Annotated in this window: 17 protein-coding genes and 1 riboswitch; of the genes, 2 read left to right on the top strand and 15 right to left on the bottom strand. The window is 40.5% G+C overall.

Annotation, left to right across the window (positions count from 1 at the left end):
• Positions 1-46: 46 nt before the first annotated feature.
• From WAO84_RS10310 to metK, 15 genes are all read right to left on the bottom strand, one after another.
• A complete protein-coding gene (locus WAO84_RS10310; RefSeq protein ID WP_340065569.1) occupies positions 47-796 on the bottom strand; it encodes a head GIN domain-containing protein in 750 nt (249 codons plus the stop codon).
• Entirely contained in the window at positions 796-1,896 is a 1,101-nt protein-coding gene (locus tag WAO84_RS10305; protein WP_340065568.1) for an acyloxyacyl hydrolase, read from the bottom strand. The genes WAO84_RS10310 and WAO84_RS10305 overlap by 1 nt, the downstream gene beginning before the upstream one ends.
• Before the next feature lie 24 nt (positions 1,897-1,920).
• On the bottom strand, positions 1,921-2,877 hold the full coding sequence (gene metF / locus WAO84_RS10300; protein ID WP_340065567.1) for a methylenetetrahydrofolate reductase [NAD(P)H]: 957 nt from the start codon (positions 2,875-2,877) through the stop codon (positions 1,921-1,923).
• Positions 2,874-5,609 (bottom strand): methionine synthase, encoded by a 2,736-nt coding sequence (metH, locus tag WAO84_RS10295; protein ID WP_340065565.1) that lies wholly within the window; start codon positions 5,607-5,609, stop codon positions 2,874-2,876. The genes metF and metH overlap by 4 nt, the downstream gene beginning before the upstream one ends.
• Entirely contained in the window at positions 5,602-6,603 is a 1,002-nt protein-coding gene (locus tag WAO84_RS10290) for a homocysteine S-methyltransferase family protein (RefSeq protein ID WP_340065564.1), read from the bottom strand. The genes metH and WAO84_RS10290 overlap by 8 nt, the downstream gene beginning before the upstream one ends.
• 104 nt (positions 6,604-6,707) lie before the next feature.
• Positions 6,708-6,814, bottom strand: a riboswitch (SAM riboswitch).
• A 49-nt stretch (positions 6,815-6,863) separates the two neighbouring features.
• Positions 6,864-7,919: an NAD(P)/FAD-dependent oxidoreductase gene (locus WAO84_RS10285; RefSeq protein WP_340065562.1), complete on the bottom strand. Its 1,056-nt coding sequence runs from the start codon at positions 7,917-7,919 to the stop codon at positions 6,864-6,866.
• A 60-nt stretch (positions 7,920-7,979) separates the two neighbouring features.
• Positions 7,980-8,555, bottom strand: coding sequence for a precorrin-2 dehydrogenase/sirohydrochlorin ferrochelatase family protein (locus WAO84_RS10280; protein ID WP_340065561.1), 576 nt, complete (start codon positions 8,553-8,555; stop codon positions 7,980-7,982).
• A 15-nt stretch (positions 8,556-8,570) separates the two neighbouring features.
• A complete protein-coding gene (cobA, locus tag WAO84_RS10275) occupies positions 8,571-9,341 on the bottom strand; it encodes a uroporphyrinogen-III C-methyltransferase (protein WP_340065559.1) in 771 nt (256 codons plus the stop codon).
• Positions 9,328-11,424: a HEPN domain-containing protein gene (locus WAO84_RS10270; RefSeq protein WP_340065558.1), complete on the bottom strand. Its 2,097-nt coding sequence runs from the start codon at positions 11,422-11,424 to the stop codon at positions 9,328-9,330. The genes cobA and WAO84_RS10270 overlap by 14 nt, the downstream gene beginning before the upstream one ends.
• A gap of 78 nt (positions 11,425-11,502) precedes the next feature.
• Positions 11,503-12,684, bottom strand: a complete 1,182-nt coding sequence (locus tag WAO84_RS10265) for a trans-sulfuration enzyme family protein (protein WP_340065557.1) — start codon at positions 12,682-12,684, stop codon at positions 11,503-11,505.
• On the bottom strand, positions 12,671-13,105 hold the full coding sequence (locus WAO84_RS10260) for an OsmC family protein (protein ID WP_340065555.1): 435 nt from the start codon (positions 13,103-13,105) through the stop codon (positions 12,671-12,673). Before WAO84_RS10260 ends, WAO84_RS10265 begins: the two co-directional genes overlap by 14 nt.
• Before the next feature lie 21 nt (positions 13,106-13,126).
• On the bottom strand, positions 13,127-14,254 hold the full coding sequence (locus WAO84_RS10255) for a homoserine dehydrogenase family protein (RefSeq protein ID WP_340065554.1): 1,128 nt from the start codon (positions 14,252-14,254) through the stop codon (positions 13,127-13,129).
• Positions 14,244-15,233, bottom strand: a complete 990-nt coding sequence (locus WAO84_RS10250; RefSeq protein WP_340065553.1) for an alpha/beta fold hydrolase — start codon at positions 15,231-15,233, stop codon at positions 14,244-14,246. The genes WAO84_RS10255 and WAO84_RS10250 overlap by 11 nt, the downstream gene beginning before the upstream one ends.
• Before the next feature lie 34 nt (positions 15,234-15,267).
• The gene (locus WAO84_RS10245; protein ID WP_340065552.1) at positions 15,268-16,563 is read right to left on the bottom strand and encodes an O-acetylhomoserine aminocarboxypropyltransferase/cysteine synthase family protein; all 1,296 of its coding nucleotides are present in this window, start codon (positions 16,561-16,563) and stop codon (positions 15,268-15,270) included.
• A 383-nt stretch (positions 16,564-16,946) separates the two neighbouring features.
• Entirely contained in the window at positions 16,947-18,203 is a 1,257-nt protein-coding gene (metK, locus tag WAO84_RS10240; RefSeq protein ID WP_340065549.1) for a methionine adenosyltransferase, read from the bottom strand.
• Positions 18,204-18,488: 285 nt separating this feature from the next.
• Here metK and WAO84_RS10235 point away from each other — a divergent pair, with 285 nt between their 5' ends.
• Positions 18,489-19,913, top strand: coding sequence for an amidohydrolase family protein (locus WAO84_RS10235; RefSeq protein ID WP_340065546.1), 1,425 nt, complete (start codon positions 18,489-18,491; stop codon positions 19,911-19,913).
• A gap of 137 nt (positions 19,914-20,050) precedes the next feature.
• Positions 20,051-20,665, top strand: coding sequence for a deoxynucleoside kinase (locus tag WAO84_RS10230; protein WP_340065545.1), 615 nt, complete (start codon positions 20,051-20,053; stop codon positions 20,663-20,665).
• Positions 20,666-20,726: the final 61 nt, after the last annotated feature.

Here is a 20,726-nt window from a genome sequence, read left to right as displayed (position 1 = left end):
AATGAGCTTATACTGAATATGCACAAAATAAAGCAGTGCCTAAATCTCATTCTCTTATAATTAATCTGCCACGATAATGTTCTATAACCTCTATTTCCAAAGGCTTTTTTACTAAAACAATATTGCCTGTACCAAAAATATTGCCGGCCACTTTATTGTTTACCTGTATGATCATGTCATTGGTTCCCCGGTGAAAGATAGTTGCGTTCTCCGCCACCAGATCTGCTCCTTCAAAGCGACCGTTCCCGGACTGGAACTGAAGGTTGATAGACTGGCTTTTTCCTTTAATAAAACAGTTAGAAAGGTTATTAAAAACCAATCTGAATGTTTCGGTATCAATTTCAAGATAAAAATTACCTACACTCTGTAGCGACCGGTTTAAAAAATCTTCGGAAATAACTGAAAATTCAGGATAACTCAGTACACCATCTGAACGTACATCAAATTGTGTAGAGCTTCTTATCTCTTTTAGGTCTGGTGCTGTCACATAAATAGTAGTTATCCCATAATCACGAACAAAATTACAGATATTATTATCGGTAAGGAGAAGTCTCCCTTCTTCTACTTTTACATCAATATCATTCATTAGATTTTCTCCGGTCTCTACTTTAACCGTATATTCCGTATCCTGTTTTACTATGAGTTCAATACCTTCATTAACGAGAATACGGGAAAACTCAGGCACCTGCCTTTGTTCGGTAATGATTGGCCCTGCAGTTTGAAAACAATCCGGTGCATTTTCACTATCGCATGAAAAGCAGAGAACTAAAACCAGACTATAAAAAAGTTTTTTCATTACAACCGTATGCCTATACCAAATTCAAGAGTTTCCGCTTTGGCCCCATGTGACCTGAGCGTTAGCTCTCCAAAAAATCTTTTTCCAAAATACCTTTTTAATCCTGCACGAAAATATACACGACCTTCAAACTCTACAGGATACAAAACATAATACCCTACCTGTGAAAGTACGGAAAACTTGTTTATGTACAATTCATGACCAACAAAAATACCGGCTCTTGTGAAATCTTCATCGCCATCTATACCAAATTCTCCGGGAAAGGCTATTCCGCGAAACCTGATGAATTCTTTGAGAAAATTGGAAAAAAGGACTTCGGCCCCTGCATGTATTCCACTTTTCCTGCTCAACCGTTTATCTACATACCCGGTAAAAATATAAAAAGGATACTGGCCGCTCCCTATTACATCACTTTCATTAGCCCCGGTCCTGAACACCAGATTGTAATGCAACCGCTCTGCATAATTTTTCCCTTCGGAAGGAATGGTTACAAACGGAGGGTCTTCTTCATCCAGATTATATACTACCCCTAAATTAAGGGTAATGGAATTAATACTTGTATTTGGGGCTTTAAAATTAGCATTGCTGTAATGAATAAGAGACAGCCCTGCCTGTAAGCCAAACCTTCCGAAAATACGCTCTTTTTTATAATTGAGCATGGCATAGGTACTACTCAAAAGGCGTGTGCCGAAAGCTACATTCCTAAAATTGGTTTCCCGGTCATAGGGGTTGGTGGTCACTGCCAGCCCCTGCCCAATACGAAACATTAATTTTCTTTTGAAAAAATAAAAATTATAATGTGCATAAAGGCCATAATTCTCTCCCAGAAACTCATTCTTAAGGTTTTGGTAAGTGAATGAAAATCCGTAATCGGGATAATTATACTCCTGATGCCACTCTTGGCTACCAAATGTTTTTTTGTTCCAACTTACGATAAGTCCTTCCGGGCGGTCGGTAATTAAATGAAGGATATCGTCATTATGTCTGGCAATTTTTCCATAAAAGTAGTTGACGTCTATGAACGAACTATTCTCTTTTTTCTGGGAGTAGAGAATAGTTGTACCGGTTATGAATACAAGTAATAGAAGCCGTTTGTTCATAAACAGCCGTAAAAGTAGTATTATTTAAAAAATTTCTTTGGCAATCGCTTTAATATTTTTTGCTTTGCCCATAGAATAATAATGTAATACGGGTACGCCTCTCTGTATGAGCTCTCTGCTTTGAGAAATGCACCACTCTACTCCTGCTGCTTTTACCTGTGCATCGGTAGTACATTGAAGAACACTTTTTACAAGGGCATCAGGAAGATCTACTTTAAAACGATGCGGTATCAAATTAAGTTGTTTTCTGCTGGCAATGGGTTTAAGGCCAGGTATAATAGGAACTTCGATCCCGGCAGCTCTGCACTTTTTTTCAAACTCAAAAAAACGTGAATTATCAAAAAACATCTGGGTTATTATATACGAGGCTCCGGCTTCTATTTTTTTCTTGAGAAAATGGATATCACTTTCCATACTGGGGGCTTCCATATGTTTTTCGGGGTATCCGGCCACACCTATACAAAATTCGGTTTTGGCTACGTTCAATACTTCTTCATCAAGATATTTACCTTGATTGAGATCCACTATCTGCTTTACCAGATCGATCGCATACTGGTGCCCGCCTTTTTCAGGCTTAAAGTAGGTTTCCGTTTTCACTGCATCACCTCTCAGGGCCACTACATTTTCTATTCCCAGAAAATTCAGATCTATCAAAAAGTTCTCGGTATCTTCTTTTGTAAACCCTCCGCAAAGTATATGGGGTACTGCATCTACGTTGTATTTGTTTTGAATAGCCGCACAAATACCCACGGTGCCGGGACGTTTTCGAACTACTTTTTTTTCCAGTAAACCATTCTCTCTTTCTTTATATACATATTCTTCACGGTGATAAGTTACATCAATAAACGGAGGGTTAAATTCCATTAATGGATCGATCCCGTCAAAAATGGACTGAATGTTCTGTCCTTTTAGAGGAGGCAGGATCTCAAATGAGAAAAGAGGGGAGCCATTGGCCCTGGTGATATGATCGGTTACTTTCATTTTTTAGATTCTGTTTTTTGAAGAGAGGATGTTCGCTGCTCTCTTAAATTAGGACTTAGCCATTTTCGGGCCTGATCAAGTGTAATTGCTCTTCTTTTAGCGTAATCGGCCAGTTGGTCTTCTGCTATTTTTCCCAAACCAAAATAGCGGCTTTCGGGATGCGCAAAATAATATCCTGAAACAGATGCTGCCGGCCACATGGCCATACTTTCGGTAAGGGTCACTCCTATGTTTTTTTCTACTTTCAACAATTGCCATAGGGTTTGTTTTTCCAGGTGATCGGGGCAGGCGGGATAACCCGGAGCGGGCCGGATGCCTTTATAGGCTTCCTGAATGAGCTCTTCTTTTGACCAGGCCTCTGCTCTGGCATATCCCCAGGTCTCTTTACGAACCTTTTCGTGTAAGAACTCGGCAAATGCTTCAGCCAGACGATCGGCCAATGCTTTTACCATAATGGCATTGTAATCGTCATGGTCGGCTTCAAATGCTTGCGCCATGGCATCGGTACCAAAACCGGCTGTTACACAAAAACAACCTATGTAATCCTGAATCCCTGAATCTGCCGGTGCTATAAAATCGGCCAGGGCCATATTGGGTTTTCCATCGTGTTTTTTTAATTGTTGCCGCAAGGTTAGAAAGCGATAATTATTACCGGAAAGTGTATCTTTTACTTCAATATCATCATCGCTTATGGCTGATGCTTCAAAAATACCATACACTGCTTTTGCGGTGAATTTCTTTTTGGCAATGATCTCTTTCAAAAGCCTGCGGGCATCTTCGTAAAGAGAAGTGGCCTGTTCTCCCACGACATCATCAGATAATATTTTAGGGAACTTACCATGCAGATCCCAACTTCTAAAGAAAGGCGTCCAGTCTATATAGCTTTCCAAAGTATAAAGATCCTGCTCTTCTATTACCTGAATCCCTGTTTTTTGAGGAGTTACGGGAGAAAAGGCGGCCCAGTTAAGCTTCAGTTTGTTCTTTCGGGCCTCTTCCAGACTCAAATACACTTTCTGTTTACTTCTTGAAAGGAATTGTTCCCTGAACTTGTCGTATTCCTCTCGTATGGATTGTTTAAATACATTTCTGTTTTTATGCAAAAGGCTTCCCACTACGGTCACGGCTTTAGATGCATCGGTCACATGAATTACGGCACTTGAGTATTCGGGTGCGATTTTAACAGCCGTATGTGCCCGTGAAGTGGTTGCGCCACCTATAAGTAAGGGAATTGAAAATGATTGTTTTTCCATTTCGGCAGCCAGATGCACCATTTCGTCCAGCGAAGGCGTAATAAGGCCGCTAAGCCCTATGACATCTACATTTTGTTCAAGGGCTTTTTGAAGTATCTTTTCGGGAGGTACCATCACCCCCATATCTATGATCTCATAGTTATTACACCCCAGTACAACTGCCACTATATTTTTACCAATATCATGAACATCACCTTTTACGGTGGCCATGAGTATTTTTCCTGCCGATTCTTTTTTCCCGCTTTTTTCTGCTTCAATATAGGGTAATAAATAAGCAACTGCCTTTTTCATTACTCTGGCCGATTTAACTACCTGTGGAAGGAACATTTTGCCACTTCCAAAGAGGTCTCCTACTACATTCATCCCTTTCATCAGGGGTCCCTCAATTACCTCAATAGGTTTCTCTACCAGTTGCCGGGCCTCTTCTACATCGACTTCGATAAATGCATCCAATCCTTTAACCAGAGCATGGGTAACTCTTTCCTGAAGGGGTAATGAACGCCATTCCTGTATCTTTTCTTCTGGACTTTTTTGATTTTCTTTTACACTTTCGGCATAATCAAGAAGGCGTTCGGTGGCATCTTCTCTTCGATCCAGTAATACATCCTCTACATAATCAAGTAACTCTTTGGGAATATCATCATATACCTCGAGAAGTTCGGGATTTACAATACCCATATTCATACCGTGTTGAATGGCATGGTACAAAAAAGCAGAGTGCATGGCCTCACGCACGGCATTGTTACCCCTGAAAGAAAAGGACACATTGCTTACCCCCCCGCTAACGTTAGCGTATGGAAGGTTTTCTCTGATCCAGCGTGTAGCTTTAAAGAAATTCACAGCATTCCTGCGGTGTTCTTCCATGCCGGTAGCTACCGGAAAAATATTGGGGTCAAAAATGATGTCCTGAGGCGGGTAACCTACTTCTTCCACGAGTATATTATATGAACGTTTGCATATCTCTATACGGCGTTCAAAAGTGTCGGCCTGCCCTTTTTCATCAAAAGCCATAACTATTACGGCAGCGCCATACCTTCTAATACGTTGTGCCAGTTTTATAAATGCTGCTTTCCCTTCTTTCAGGCTTATAGAGTTTACTACACTTTTACCTTGTACGACTTTAAGTCCGGCTTCAATAATTTCCCATCGTGAACTGTCAATCATGACAGGTACTCTGGCAATATCGGGTTCGGCTGCGATAAGGTTTAAGAAGGTGGTCATGGCTTCAACGCCATCAATGAGACCTTCATCCATATTAACATCGATGATCTGAGCGCCTCCGGCTACCTGTGCCCTTGCTACCTCAACAGCTTCCTGATATTGTTTTTCTTTGATAAGCCTCAGGAACTTTCGTGATCCGGTAACATTGGTGCGTTCTCCAATGTTAATAAAATTACTGGTTGGGCTCACTATGAGGGGTTCTAACCCGGAAAGCTTTAAATATTGTGTGGGGGCATGTTTTTCCTTGTCTGGTTTATACACGTGCAGGGATTTTTCGGGGTTGGTGCCTGGCGGCTACTTCTGCTATGAGCCGTATATGTTCTGGTGTGGTACCACAGCATCCGCCTACTATGTTAACGAGATGATCCTGTAGATACTTCTCTATATACGATTGCATTTGAAGGGGTGTTTCATCATATTCACCAAAAGCATTGGGCAGGCCGGCATTAGGGTGGGCCGATGTATAAAAACCGGTTTCCCGCGACAACCTCTTTAAATAAGGCATTAACTGTTCTGCACCCAAAGCACAATTAAAACCAACACTGAGCAAGGGAATATGCGATACGGAAATAAGAAAAGCCTCCACGGTTTGTCCTGACAAAGTTCGTCCGCTGGAATCGGTGATCGTTCCGCTTACCATAACGGGAATGTCTTTTTCAAGGTACTCTTTCACTTCTTCTATAGCGAAAAGGGCTGCTTTGGCATTTAACGTATCAAAAACGGTTTCTACTAAAAGAAGGTCACATCCGCCCTTGACCAGTGCTTCTGCCTGTTCAAAATAAGCCTCACGAAGCTGGTCGAAAGTAACGGCCCGAAAACCGGGATCGTTCACATCGGGCGACATACTGGCGGTTCTATTGGTAGGCCCTATGGATCCTGCTACAAAACGAGGTTTTTCCGGAGTAGCTGCAGTATATTCGTCTGCTGCCTTTCTGGCAAGCCGGGCTGACTCATAGTTAAGCTCAGCAACAATATCTTCCATTTGATAATCGCTCATGGCGATGCGCGTGCCGGAAAATGTATTGGTTTCTATGATGTCTGCTCCTGCCTCTAGATAGTCACGGTGAATATTCAAAATGGCTTCGGGCTGGGTAAGTGATAAAAGATCGTTGTTCCCTTTTAGTGGCAGGTGATACTTTTGAAAACGGCTCCCACGGTACTGGTCTTCGGTAAAGCCATGTTGCTGGATCATGGTACCCATAGCCCCGTCTAGTATGAGAATGCGCTTTGCTAACTCTTCAGAAATAGTATTCATTTTTGGTTTTCAGTATTCAAATAGTTGTGTAACAAAAATTTACACTAAATGTTGTAGTTATGAAAACAAGAAAACGCGATGGAATACGACTGAAAAGTCTGTATGTGTCATCTTCCCCTTTTAGGGTAGAATTTAGCACCTTCTCCTAAAAAGATAAGGAGGGTTGCTAAGGCTTCATAGGGTCTATTCCCTTCACCTTTCCTGATAACTACAATAGATGATTAGTGAACGTGTTTACAAAATAAAGTATAAATTTTATCTTAGACAATACTTTTAACTACTTCTTTACGAGCTTCTTTTTTACTACCGTCAAAACCGTTAATTCCGCTTACTGTGGTGTATTTCATAACGTATCTTTTCCCGGGGTTAATGCGTTGGTATGCGCTCTGGCACATAACGGCGGCTTCGTGAAAACCTGATAATATGAGTTTAAGCTTTCCGGGATATGTATTTACATCGCCAATGGCATAAATACCGGGAATATTGGTACTGTAATCATAGGCATTATTTACTTTAATGGCATTTTTTTCTATTTCCAGCCCCCAGTTAGCAATAGGTCCCAGCTTTGGCGAAAGCCCAAATAAAGGTATGAATGCATCGGTTTCCCGTAAGGTGGTCGTTCCGGAATTATAGGTAATGGTAACACCGGTTAACCGCGCATCACCATGAAGTGCGGTTACTTCTGCTTCTGTAATGAGCTCTATTTTTCCCTGTTTTGAAAGTCTGGCTACTTTTTCTACAGAATCAAGTGCTCCGCGAAATTCTTTTCTACGATGAACGAGTGTCACTTCTGCTGCTATATCGGCCAGATATACGGACCAGTCTAAAGCTGAATCTCCTCCTCCGGCTATCACCACTTTTTGACCTTTAAAGATCTCGGGGTCACGAATAATATAAGATACTCCTTTGTCTTCATACCCGGCTATATGGTCTATAGGTGGTTTTCTGGGCTCAAAAGAGCCTAACCCTCCGGCTATGACCACTATGGGTGCCTGATGTTGTGTTCCCCTGTTGGTTGTTACAATAAAAGTATCGTTCTCGTCTTTTTCTATAGTTTCTGCTCTTTCACCCAAAGTGAAACCGGGATTGAAAGGCTTTATCTGTTCCATAAGGTTCGAAACCAGATCTCCTGCAAGCACTTCAGGAAATCCGGGAATATCGTAAATGGGTTTTTTAGGGTATATTTCAGAACATTGTCCGCCTGGCTGAGGAAGTGCATCAATAAGATGTGTTCTCATTTTAAGCAGGCCTGCTTCAAATACGGTAAACAGGCCTGTGGGGCCCGCTCCTATTATAAGGATATCTGTCTTGATCATGGGTAGTGGTTTAGTAATTATATAATTCGAATGTTTTATTGGTTCTTTTGAATTGCTGGTTTATGAAAGTAATCCCCTGGTCACATCATTCATTTTTTCTACTTTCTCCTCAAAGTCTCCTTTAAGTGTTTTTCGGTATTCATGAAGGTTTTTTACAAGATCATCTATATCTTCGGGGAGCACTTCTTCAAAAAATTGACGCAGCCGTTTGGCGGTGGTAGGCGATTTGCCATTGGTGGAAATAGCCACTTTCACGTTGCCTTTAGTGACTATACCCCCTAAATAGAAATCACAATAATCGGGAGTATCTGCTACATTTACGAGAATATGGCGCTTTTTGCAATCATTATAGACCTGTTTGTTTACGTCTAACGAATCGGTCGCGGCAATTACCATATCTTTTTCCGCAAGATCACTTTTTTCATAGGCTTTTTGTACCCGTTTTACCTGAGGGTGGCTCTCACATAAGGCTATTAATTCTTCATGAAACCATGTAGCTACTATTTCTACCCGGGCACGGGGGCTGGACTTAAGCATAAAAAAAAGCTTTTCAAGACCTACGTTCCCGCCACCTACAATAAGTACATTAAGTGTGTGTACTTTTAGAAAAACAGGATATAATTCATTCTTTTCCATATCTCTTTTTTTTTATTATCCTGAAACGGCCATTGCCTGTCTGTAATATTGTTTTAGCTTATGACTTTCTCTTACTACTTCACCAATAACTATTACTGCGGGAGAAGAAAGTTGTTTTTCTTTTACCACATAAGTAATAGTATCTATGGTACCTACGCCTACATTTTCGTTTTGAGTGGTGCCGTTTTGAATAACTGCAACCGGCATGGCGCCTTTACCTTCATTTCTAAAAAGCCTTACGATCTCACCCAGCTTACTCATACCCATAAGAACAACAACGGTAGCGGTTGATCGTGATGCGTGATACAGGTCTTTAGATAGTTTTTGTTGCGAGGTGGTTCCTGTAATGACCCAAAAACTTTGGGCAGTACCACGTCTGGTGAGCGATACTCCCTGGCTGGCCGGTACGGCCAGTGCTGAAGAAATACCGGGTACCACTTCGCAAGGGATACCGAAGCTTTCAATGTATTCTATCTCTTCGGTTCCCCGGGCAAAAACGAAAGGGTCTCCTCCTTTTAATCGTACCACGTGCCCGTAAGAAAATGCATGTGACACTATAAGTTCATTGATCTCATCCTGAGCAAAGGCTTTAAACCCCTTACGTTTTCCAACAAAAACTGTTTTGGTCTTTCCCGGGACATACTGAAATAAACGGTGGTTTACGAGTGCATCGTACAACACAACATCTGCACTTGCCAGTGCCTTTGCGCCTTTTATGGTGAGAAGATCAGGATCTCCGGGCCCTGCTCCTACCAGGGTTACTTTTGGTGATTTATTGGTCTGCATACTCGAGTTCTTTTTTTCTAAAAACATCTATGGCATGATAGAAGCTCCGGGCATCCTGGTCGTACTTTTGAGCAAAGCTTTCTGTAGGTTCATGATCGCGAAGTTGATACACCAATCCATCAAAATCCGTTTCCAATGCCAGTTTGCCGGTATCTATAAATACCTCCTGAAATTGTTTGATAATGCCTGCGTGAGAATTGGTTGTTACATCTTCTGATAACAATAAAGCTTTAGCAGTATTTACTATGGCAGTATAGGAATGATAAATACTGTCTGCCCATTTTTTTTGCTCAATTGCCTCTTTTGATAAATCCAGTTTTTCTTCGCTTTCAAAAAGAAGGGTCGCTACCAGATCAATTACCACACCGGCACATTCTCCTATCCCTACGGCTTTGATATAGGGTTTATTATGGCCCCAGTCAATAAAATCAGATTCCTCAAGATTGGTTACATCTGCAAGGGGCTTTAGTAATTCATAAAAGTATTTTTGCCCTTTCTGATCATAATAATCTGTAAAAGAAGTTTCTTTTTGGGTATTTGCTTCATAATCATCAAGAATAATTCTAAGGGCCTCCGGGCCTCTTTTACTGGGTATCTTAATTACTTTATCGGCAAAGCGGCCCAGACCATTCCCCAAAACACCACCTCCCAGCAACACCTGAAGGGCCGGGGCCACCATTTTTCCTGACTTAACGGACATTCCCTGAAAACCAATATGCGCCATATTATGCTGTCCGCAGGCATTCATGCACCCGCTTATCTTTATGGTCATATCTTTATTCTCTACATAAGAAGGGTACTCTTCATGTAATACTTTCTCTAACTGTGAGGCGATCCCGGTACTGCTGGCAATACCCAGATTGCAGGTATCTGTTCCCGGACAAGCTGTAATGTCAACGGTAGAATTATATCCGAGATCTGTAAAGCCCAACTCTTTTAAAACATTGTAAAAGTGGGGTAGCGCCTCTTCTTTTACATATGGAATAAGAATGTCCTGGCGCAATGAAAGCCTAAGTTCATTAGCAGCATGCTCTTTTACCAGTTTTGCTAAAAGACGTGCTTTATCTGTATAAAAATCTCCGAGATAGACTTTCACTCCTACGGCTACATACCCCTTTTGTTTTTGTGAAATTACGTTGAGGGCTTTCCACCGGTCAAAATCTTTTTGATCACTCACTTCTACGTGAGGTGTATCTTTTAAATGGGTAAAATCTGGAACAAACCCTTCTTCGGGTATGGGATACTCTTTTACCGACAGAGCTTTATATTCCTGTTTAATAAGCTCTAGAAAAGTTTCAAGACCTATATCTTTGATCAAAAACTTTATTCGTGCCTTTAAGCGTTTGGACCGCTCGCCGTGACGGTCAAATATTCGAAGTACTCCTTCTGTAAAGGGTATTATTTTCTCAGTTTCAAGAAAATCATATACCACATCGGCGTGTCTGGGTTGTGCACCCAAACCTCCTCCCAGCAGTACTTTGAAACCTCGCTTTCCATTCTCCAATACGGGTATAAACCCCAGATCGTGAATATAGGTAAGCGCGGTGTCTTTGGCAGATGAGGAAAAGGCTATTTTAAACTTTCTCCCCATTTCCTGATTAATGGGGTTACGCAAAAAATAACGAAAAAGAGCATCGGCATACGGGGTAACGTCAAAAGGCTCGTCTGCATCAATACCAGCAGTTTCACTGGCGGTAATGTTACGAACTGTATTTCCGCAGGCTTCCCGAAGGGTTACTTCATCTTTTTCCAACTCTGCCCATAATTGTGGCGTTCTGTCCAGGCTTACATAATGAATCTGAATGTCCTGCCGGGTGGTAATATGTAACCTTCCGGTTGAATACTCATCAGATACATCTGCAATACGAAGTAGTTTTTGCGAAGTTAAGCGTCCGTAAGGTATTTTTATACGTATCATCTGTACGCCGGGCTGTCTTTGTCCGTAAACACCTCTTGCCAGGCGGAGGCTTCGAAACCGTTCTTCATCTATCTTGCCTTCTTTAAAAAGATGTATCTTTTTTTCGAGTTCTATAATATCTCTCTCTACGGTTGGGTTTTCTATTTCAGTTCTAAAGCTTTGCATGATTAATCTATTTAGTCTATAGATTTATAGTAATTTATTGCTAAAGTAAGATTTTCTGTTAAAACTTCTTACTTTTTTTTATTTTTTTAAGGTTACTAATGCCTGATCAATATCGGCTATGATATCATTTGCGTGTTCTAATCCCACAGACACACGTATGAGTCCGTCTGTAATCCCTACGCTTAACCTGTCTGCTTTTGTAAGTTTGCTATGGGTGGAAGAGGCAGGGTGGGTTACAATGGTGCGGGTATCTCCCAGGTTGGCAGATAAGGAACACATATGCAGGGTATTCAGGAATTTTTGACCTGCCTGTAAACCTCCCTGTATTTGAAATGCGACGATGTTGCCCCCCGCTTTCATTTGCTTTTTTGCTATTTCATACGCGGGATGTGATCTCATGAACGGGTATTTCACCTCATTAACCTGCGCGTGATTCTCCAGGAACTGAGCCACTTTAAGCGCGTTATCACAATGACGATCTACTCTTACAGATAGTGTTTCCAAGCTTTTTGATAAGATCCAGGCGTTAAAAGGAGATAGTGAAGGACCTGTATTTCGGGCAAATGTATAGATCTCTTTTATAAGGCTTTCTTTTCCTACGGTAATTCCTCCAAGAACACGCCCCTGCCCGTCCATAAGTTTGGTTGCAGAGTGTATTACCAGGTCTGCACCAAAAGTTATGGGTTGTTGCAAATACGGGGTAGCAAAGCAATTATCAATAATTAACAGGAGGTTATGAGCCGAGGCAATTTCACTTAATTTTTTCAGATCCAGGACATCCACTCCGGGATTAGTGGGGGTCTCTGCGTAGAGAATACGTGTAGATGGCCGGATCAAGGCACTAATTTCTTCCGGGTTATTGCAGTTAAAATATGATGTATGGATATCCCATTTGGGAAAGTACCGGGTAAACAGGGTGTGAGTGGAACCAAAAACCGATCTTGCCGATATAATGTGATCTCCGCTTTTCAGAAGTGCAAAAAAGGTGGTAAATATAGCTGCCATACCACTGGCAAATGCGTATCCCGCTTCGGCCCCTTCTAGCCGGCACACTTTCTCTACAAATTCTGAGGTGTTGGGGTTACTGTACCGGGAATAGATATCGCGCTCTTTTTCTTCGGCAAATGAGGCCCTCATATCTTCTGCATCCTCAAATACAAATCCAGATGTAAGAAAAAGAGGAGTAGTATGTTCCTGATACTTTGTTTTTGGGATACCTGCGCGTACCTGAACTGTTTCTATATTCTTATAACGCTTCATATTTTTCTCCGTTTACATGTACTTCGTACGAAATAGGCACTGTTTTTTCCAGCGTTTTGGAAACCGAGCAATAGGTATCAAAAGACAGTTTTGCTGCACGCAGGGCTTTGGCAGGTTCTATAGAGCCCTCTAAAAATATTTTCACATGAATACTTTTAAAAAGTGAGGGTACTACTCCTTCTTCCCTGTCGGCATCTACTTCTACGTCATACGCTGTAATTTCCTGTTTTTGTTTTTTTAAGATAGAAACAATATCTATACCGCTACAACCGGCAACTGCCATAAGCAAAAGTTCCATGGGCCCGGCGCCTTTCACCTCTCCGTCTTCTCTTCCCTTGTTATCCATAAGAACGGTATTGCCTCTTTCATTACGAGCTTCAAAAAGGTATTCCTGGTCTAATCTTTTAAGATGTATTTTCATGTGATTTGTATTTATCTGATTTTAATTATAAGTATGTACCTCTTGTTGGTATGGGTTTGTATTTCTGTTTTTATACGTACTGTTGGCTATAGCTGCTATATCTGCTAAAACACCACGAGCTGTGATCTCTTTACCTGCCCCTGCCCCTTGTATCACCAACGGTTTCTCTCCGTAAGAAGCTGTGTAGATCTCAAAGAGACAGTCGGAACTTTGCAATTGACCTAACGGCGAATTTAAGGGTTCAGAAATTAATTTTACTTCTAATTTATGGTTTCGCCTGTCATATTCTCCTATATACCTTAAAACATGATTTGGTTTTTGGGTGATCTTTGCGGTTTCAAAAGGTTTGTCAAGCTCTGATAAATTTCTGTTGAAGCAGGGTAAGGACACATTGTTATCTAAATTTGGGAGCAGCAATGACCGTACGTTTATTTGATGAGGTTCTGCCGTTATCCCTAATTCCCTTACCAGAATAAGCAGTTTGCGGGCTACGTCCTTACCGCACAGGTCTTCTCTCGGGTCTGGCTCGGTAAATCCTTTTTGAACGGCTTCCCTCACTATTTGCGAAAAACTGTTATTTTCATTACAAAACCTGTTAAATATATAGCTAAGTGAGCCGGAAAAAACACCTCTTATTTTTAGTACCTCATCTCCCGAAAGTAAAAGAGAGCGCAATGTATGAATAACCGGAAGTGCTGCACCTACGTTGGTCTCGTACAGAAATTGCCTTTTGTTCTTTACCAGGCTCTTTCGCAAAATGTCATAAAATTGCTGTGAACCTGAATTCGCAATTTTATTGGCTGTTACAATATGGAATCCGTTTTCTATAAGATATGGGTATTCTTCAGATCTTGTACTTCCTGAGGTAACATCGACTGCTATAGGGTCTTCAAATTTATGATCTTTACAAAAATTCACTACATTTTGAACAGTATAGGGGATGCTCTTTTCTTTAAAATTGCTTTTCCAGTTATCTGTAATACCTTCAGAGCTGTAAAGTATATGTTTCGAGTTGGCAATAGCTATTATTTTCAGGTCAATATGCCTGCTTTCGAAAAGAAGGTTCCGGAATGTGAGTATCTGATCGATCAAAGTGCCACCTACGCTCCCTTTTCCAAATACAATAATTGGGACGGATCTAGTTTTCATGCGTTTTTTCTAATGGTTTAAAAATGGGTTCTAGTAATTGAGTAACCTGCTGGTGCTCTATAAGAAAGGCATCGTGCCCGTGAATGGATCGTATTTCATTGTAAAAAACGGTTTCACTGTTTTGCCGCAGCAGGCGCCAGGTGTCTTTATTTTCATAAGCTGTAAAAAACACATCCGAATCTATAGCTATAATGTAAATATGTGCCTTTGACCGTGTGACTACCTCCTCAATGGTTTGTACACCAGATGTAGCATTAATGGTTTTTAACAACTGATTCATAAGTTTATATGCGGGCAGACGAAACCGGTCGTCTAATTTTTTCCCATGATGAAATAACCATTTCTCAACATCGAAATACCTGCTTTCACTGGTTTTTCCTCTGTGAAATTTATGTTTAAGTGATTCGGGAGAACGATAGCAAAGCATGGCATGCATACGGGCATCATGTACCGGGTTTTTTGAGTTATTGAGAATTTGTTCCTGAACGGCACAATTAGCGATTAACCAGTCGGTAGATTTCCAGTCACTTGCAATAGGTATTAAAAACCGGGTAAGATCTGGTGCCTGAGCAAGCATTTCCCAAGCGATACCACCGCCTACAGAACCTCCAATAATTGCATACAGTTTTTTAATTTTCAAGTAATTAAGACCTCGTATAAAAATACGGGCCGTGTCGGCAGCTACAAAATCCTGATAATTCTTTATATAGAAACCATCGTACCCGTTTCCCGGAATATTAAAAGCAATTACAGAGAAAACGTTGGTGTCTATTACTTTCCCGTTTCCTACTATTGCATTCCACCAACCTGTAGCACCTGTTACCTGAGAATTGCCTGTTAAGGCATGGTTTACCAATATCACGGGAGCTGTTCCCAAAGGCTTACCAAAAACCTGATAAGACAATGGGAGTATTGGATAGTATGCTCCGCTTTTGGTGGTAAAGCCAGCCAGATGTATTTTTTTGAGTTCTTTTTTCATACGTTCTCCTTTTTACTATTGGAGGGTTTTATATTTATAGTACCTGTACCTGATGCTTTACTTTGTCTAGTGCCTGCCTCAGATCGGTTATCAAATCTTCTATAGCTTCCAACCCTACAGATATTCTAATAAGGTCTCCGGTAACTCCTGTAGATACCTGTTGCGCCTCCGTAAGCTGTTGATGGGTTGTACTGGCGGGGTGTATGATGAGTGATTTGGTATCTCCTATATTGGCCAGTAGCGAGAAGAGTTTTGTTTCATCGGTTACTATTTTTGCGGCTTCAAAGCCTCCTTTTACTCCAAAAGTCACAATACCGCTTTGACCCTCGGGAAGGTATTTTACAGCAAGGTCATAATATTTGCTTTCTTCGAGTCCGGGATAATTTACCCAGGAAACTTCTTCCTGCTGCTGAAGCCATTTTGCCAGTTGCAACGCATTTTTACTGTGTTTTTTAATTCGTAACTGCAAGGTTTCCAGTCCCTGTATGATTTGAAAAGTATTAAACGGACTAAGGGCAGCTCCGTAGTCCCGAAGACCTTCAATACGCACTTTGGCTATAAATGCGGCTTCTTTTAAAGCTTCATGATATATGAGTCCGTGATACCCGGGAGAAGGTTCTGTAAACTCCGGAAATTTTCCATTAGACCAGTCAAAAGTACCGGCGTCTATAATAGCACCTCCTAAAGCGGTGCCGTTACCGTTGATGTATTTAGTTAACGAATGTATTACGATATTGGCTCCATGTTCAATAGGGTTGAGTAAATAAGGTGTAGCTACCGTGTTATCTACAATAAGCGGGACTTTGTTTTCCCTGGCCCATACTGCCACTTCTTTAATATCGATCACGTCCAGTTTAGGATTCCCTAATGACTCTAAAAAAAATGCGCGTGTATTGGGGCGTACTGCCTTTTGGAAGTTTTCCGGCTGGGACGGATCAACAAAGGTGGTTGTGATCCCCAAACGGGGTAAGGTTACATTTAAAAGATTGTAAGTTCCTCCGTATAAACTGGAAGATGCCACTAAATGGTCTCCTGCTTTTAGCAGTACGAGTAAAGTAGTAGCAATAGCTGCCGTACCGGAAGCGGTTACTACCGCAGCGATGCCTCCCTCCAAAGCGGCAAGCCGTTGCTCCAGGATATCATTGGTAGGGTTGTTAATACGTGTATAAATGTATCCCGGTTCTGCCAGGGAAAACAAACTTGCCGCATGATCTGTATTTTGAAATACATATGATGTGGACTGATAAATGGGCACCGCGCGTGTACTTTTGGTTTCGTTTACATTGTGACCCGTGTGTAATGCCTGCGTAGCAAATTTTTGTGTACTCATGATTTTTGTTTTAAGTATATTCATAAAAAAAGGGCCCTTTTAGCATTGCCAAAAGGACCCCGTGTTTAACCAACTATTAGATTACGTCTTTTTTCGGCAATGAGCTTTCGGGCTATAACACATAGCCATCATTATAAACATGCTCATTAAAACCGATATATTTTTCATAAATAATTAAAAAAATAAAGCCTCTGTCGTGACAGAGGCTTTATTGCTGGATTATATATTTTTTCGTTTATGCAATAGAACACTCTGCAGAATTAATCTGCATAAGCATACAAAAACAAGACATAAACTTTTTCATTTTGTTACTAATTGTTTTACAAAGATTAGGAAACTAAATTTTAAATTCCAAATTTTTAAACAAAAAGTGCTTGGTTCTTTCAAATACCAAACACTTCTTTTACTTTATCTACATGATCTAACTTTTCCCAGGTAAAAAGTTCTACTTCTTTTTCAATTTTTCCTTCGTAGGGAGATTCGAACACTTTTTTAACCAGGCGAGGTTCTTTACCCATATGCCCATAGGCGGCAGACTCCAGATAAATAGGGTTTCTCAATTTGAGCCTTTCTTCAATAGCAAAAGGACGCATATCAAAAATAGTTTCTACTTTTTTAGCGATCGTTCCGTCGCTTAAAGGTACTTTAGCGGTACCATAAGTATTCACGTAAACTGAAGTAGGTTGTACTACTCCAATGGCATAACTTATTTGTACCAAAACTTCATCTGCCACACCTGCTGCTACCAGATTTTTGGCAATATGTCTCGCAGCATAAGCAGCGCTTCTGTCAACTTTACTGGGATCCTTGCCACTAAAGGCCCCACCTCCATGAGCGCCTTTACCACCATATGTATCTACTATGATCTTTCGACCCGTAAGCCCGGTATCTCCATGAGGGCCTCCTATTACAAATTTACCTGTGGGGTTAATGTGATAATCAATATCTTCATTAAACAGTTTCTGAACATAGGGAGGTAATTGCGCTTTTACTTTCGGGATAAGAATATTTAAGATGTCGTATTTGATCTTTGCCAGCATTTTGGCATCATCTGTATCAAAAGCATCGTGTTGGGTAGAAATAACGATCGTATCTATTCGCTGTGGAATGTTATCATCGCTATATTCTATAGTAACCTGTGCTTTGGCATCGGGCCGCAGATAGCCAATTTCATCACCATTCCTGCGCAATTGTGCCAGCACCTGTAAGATCTTATGTGATATATCCAGTGCCAGGGGCATATAGTTAGCTGTTTCACTGGTTGCATACCCGAACATCATACCCTGATCTCCGGCTCCCTGCTCTTCGCGTGTATTTCTATCTACTCCCTGGTTAATATCTTTAGATTGCTCATGTATCATAGAGATGACACCGCAGGAGTCACCACTAAACTGATATTCTCCTTTTGTATAACCAATTTTGTTGATTACATCACGAGCTATATTTTGTACATCGAGGTATGTTTTACTTTTAACTTCACCTGCTAAAATAACCTGGCCTGTGGTAACCAGCGTTTCACATGCTACTTTGCTATCGGGGTCAAAAGCTAAAAAATTATCTAAAAGTGCGTCACTAATCTGGTCTGCTATTTTATCAGGATGCCCCTCACTAACCGATTCTGACGTAAACAAATATGCCATAAATTTATTTTAATTTAAAAGGGAGGAAGTATATAGTGTACTAAAGGAGGTTTCTACTGCTTTAGCATTTTTTTTCTGAGGTTGCAATCAGTTCAAATCTCTCCTCCCAATAATTCGGCACCAAAAGTAAACAAAAACATTTGTTTGGGGAAAGATTTAACATTTATTTCTTAACGAAGAAATGGAGGTTTTTACTTACAACCGTATTGTCACATGTAAAAACCTAAAGATAAATTTAGTATATTGTATAGAAATTTAGCTCGAAAGGCCCTCATAAACAATTACATGGTATTTTACGATAAACCCATATTCTTTTTTATTGGCTTATTTTTTTTGTTGGGGTGTACTGATAAGGATTCACCTCAATGTGATATCCTCGTTTCAAACGTAAATATTGTTGATGTAGTTTCGGGAGAAGTTATTCCTTTCCATAATGTTGCTATTTCCGGAAATGTAATATCCCTGGTTGAAAAAGTACATGAAGATAAAAAATATCGTGCCCGAAAGATTATTGACGGCACGGGAAAATATATCATGCCTGGTCTTTGGGATAACCATGTTCATTTAAGAGGTGGAAATGCATTGGTAGAGGCTAATAAAGAATTTCTTATTCTATTTTTGGTAAATGGTATTACCGGAGTGAGAGATGCCGGAGGAGACCTTACGAACGAGATATTACAGTGGAAAAAACAAATCCAAAATGGCTCACTGGTGGGGCCTCGTATATTTACAAGTGGCCCGAAAATAGATGGTAAAAATGCTTCATGGGAGGGGAGTCTTGAAGTAGAGACCCCTGAAGAGGTAAAGAAAGCTTTAGATTCTCTGGAAGTATTGCACGTTGATTTTGTCAAGATCTACGATAGTAAAATATCAAGAGATTTGTATTTACAAACACTGGAACAGGCACGTGAACGGCACTTTATTACTTCGGGCCATATGCCTTTTACTGTACTTCTGGAAGAAACGGTCAATCAGGGTATTGGTTCTATCGAGCATCTGTATTATGTTTTAAAAGGCTGCTCATACAGAGAAAAAGAGATAACCCTTGAAATTCAGCAGGGCACTGTGGGTTTTTGGGATTCATTCGGAAAGATCCTCGATACATATGACCCGGTAACGGCAAGACACACTTTTAACCTTCTAAAAGAGAAAAACACTTATGTGGTACCCACACTACACATTGGCAATGTACTTAGCAATATAGGGGCTGAAGATCATGAAAAGGACCCTTATTTACAGTATGTAAATACAGAACTTGTAGAAACCTATGACCGAAGAATACAAAACCTTACCAAGACAAGCCCCGAAATGAAAAAAATGAGATGCAGGTTACAACAAAGATTTAAAGATCTGGTAACCAAGCTACAAACGGCAGGAGTTCCGTTAATGGCGGGTTCTGATTGCGGAGCTTTTAATTCTTTTATATATCCGGGAGAATCTCTTCATTCCGAACTGGAAGCTATGGTAAATGCGGGCTTAACCCCCCTGGAAGCTCTAAGAACTTCTACTTTCAATGGTGCTTCCTTTTTACACAAAGACAACTTTTACGGAACCATTGATGTAGGTAAGTCTTCTGATCTTATTTTGCTTGATAAAAATCCTCTGGAAAACATTTCCCATACGAGAACTGTAAGCACGGTTATAATGAATGGTAAGATATACAATACCAAAAAGTTAAAGAACCTGCTTAATACTACTCTTAATCTTTAAGCAAATACACTACATCGAATAAACTGCCTGTCATAACAGATTATAACTGAAACCTTTTCTGGAAAACAGGGATAACTTGTATATTTACCGAACCACTGTTACGGTTATTAATAAGTTAAATTGTAATTTAAAGTACCATGCACGTTGCTATCGCAGGAAATATAGGAGCAGGAAAAACCACACTTACCAAGCTACTTTCCAAACATTACAAATGGGAGGCCCATTTTGAAGATGTGGTAGATAATCCTTATTTAGATGATTTTTACAATCAGATGGAACGGTGGAGTTTTAATCTTCAGATCTATTTCCTAAACAGCCGATTCAGTCAAATATTACAGATTCGCGAGAGTGGAAAAAAGATCATACAAGATCGCACCATTTATGAAGATGCTCATATCTTTGCTCCCAACCTGCATGCTATGGGGCTCATGACTAACCGGGATTTTAACAACTACCGGTCTCTTTTTGATCTTATGGAGAATCTTGTTCAACCTCCTGACCTTCTTATTTACTTAAGAAGCTCCATACCGAATCTGGTAAAACAAATACACCGAAGAGGACGCGAATATGAAAACTCTATTTCGATTGATTATTTGAGTAGGTTAAATGAGCGCTATGAGGCATGGGTACACAGTTATGATAAGGGAAAATTATTGGTTATAGATGTCGATCAACTGGACTTTGTAGATAACCCTGAAGATCTGGGAAATGTAGTGAACCGTATTGACGGAGAACTTTACGGACTTTTTTAGAGATCATTATTTGATAAAATAAAAAAACTCATCAGTGTACTGATGAGTTTTTTGTTATCAT

This window comes from Ascidiimonas aurantiaca, from assembly GCF_037646345.1.
GTDB classification, from domain to species: Bacteria; Bacteroidota; Bacteroidia; order Flavobacteriales; family Flavobacteriaceae; genus Ascidiimonas; species Ascidiimonas aurantiaca.
This window is presented reverse-complemented; position numbering and strand designations above follow the sequence as displayed.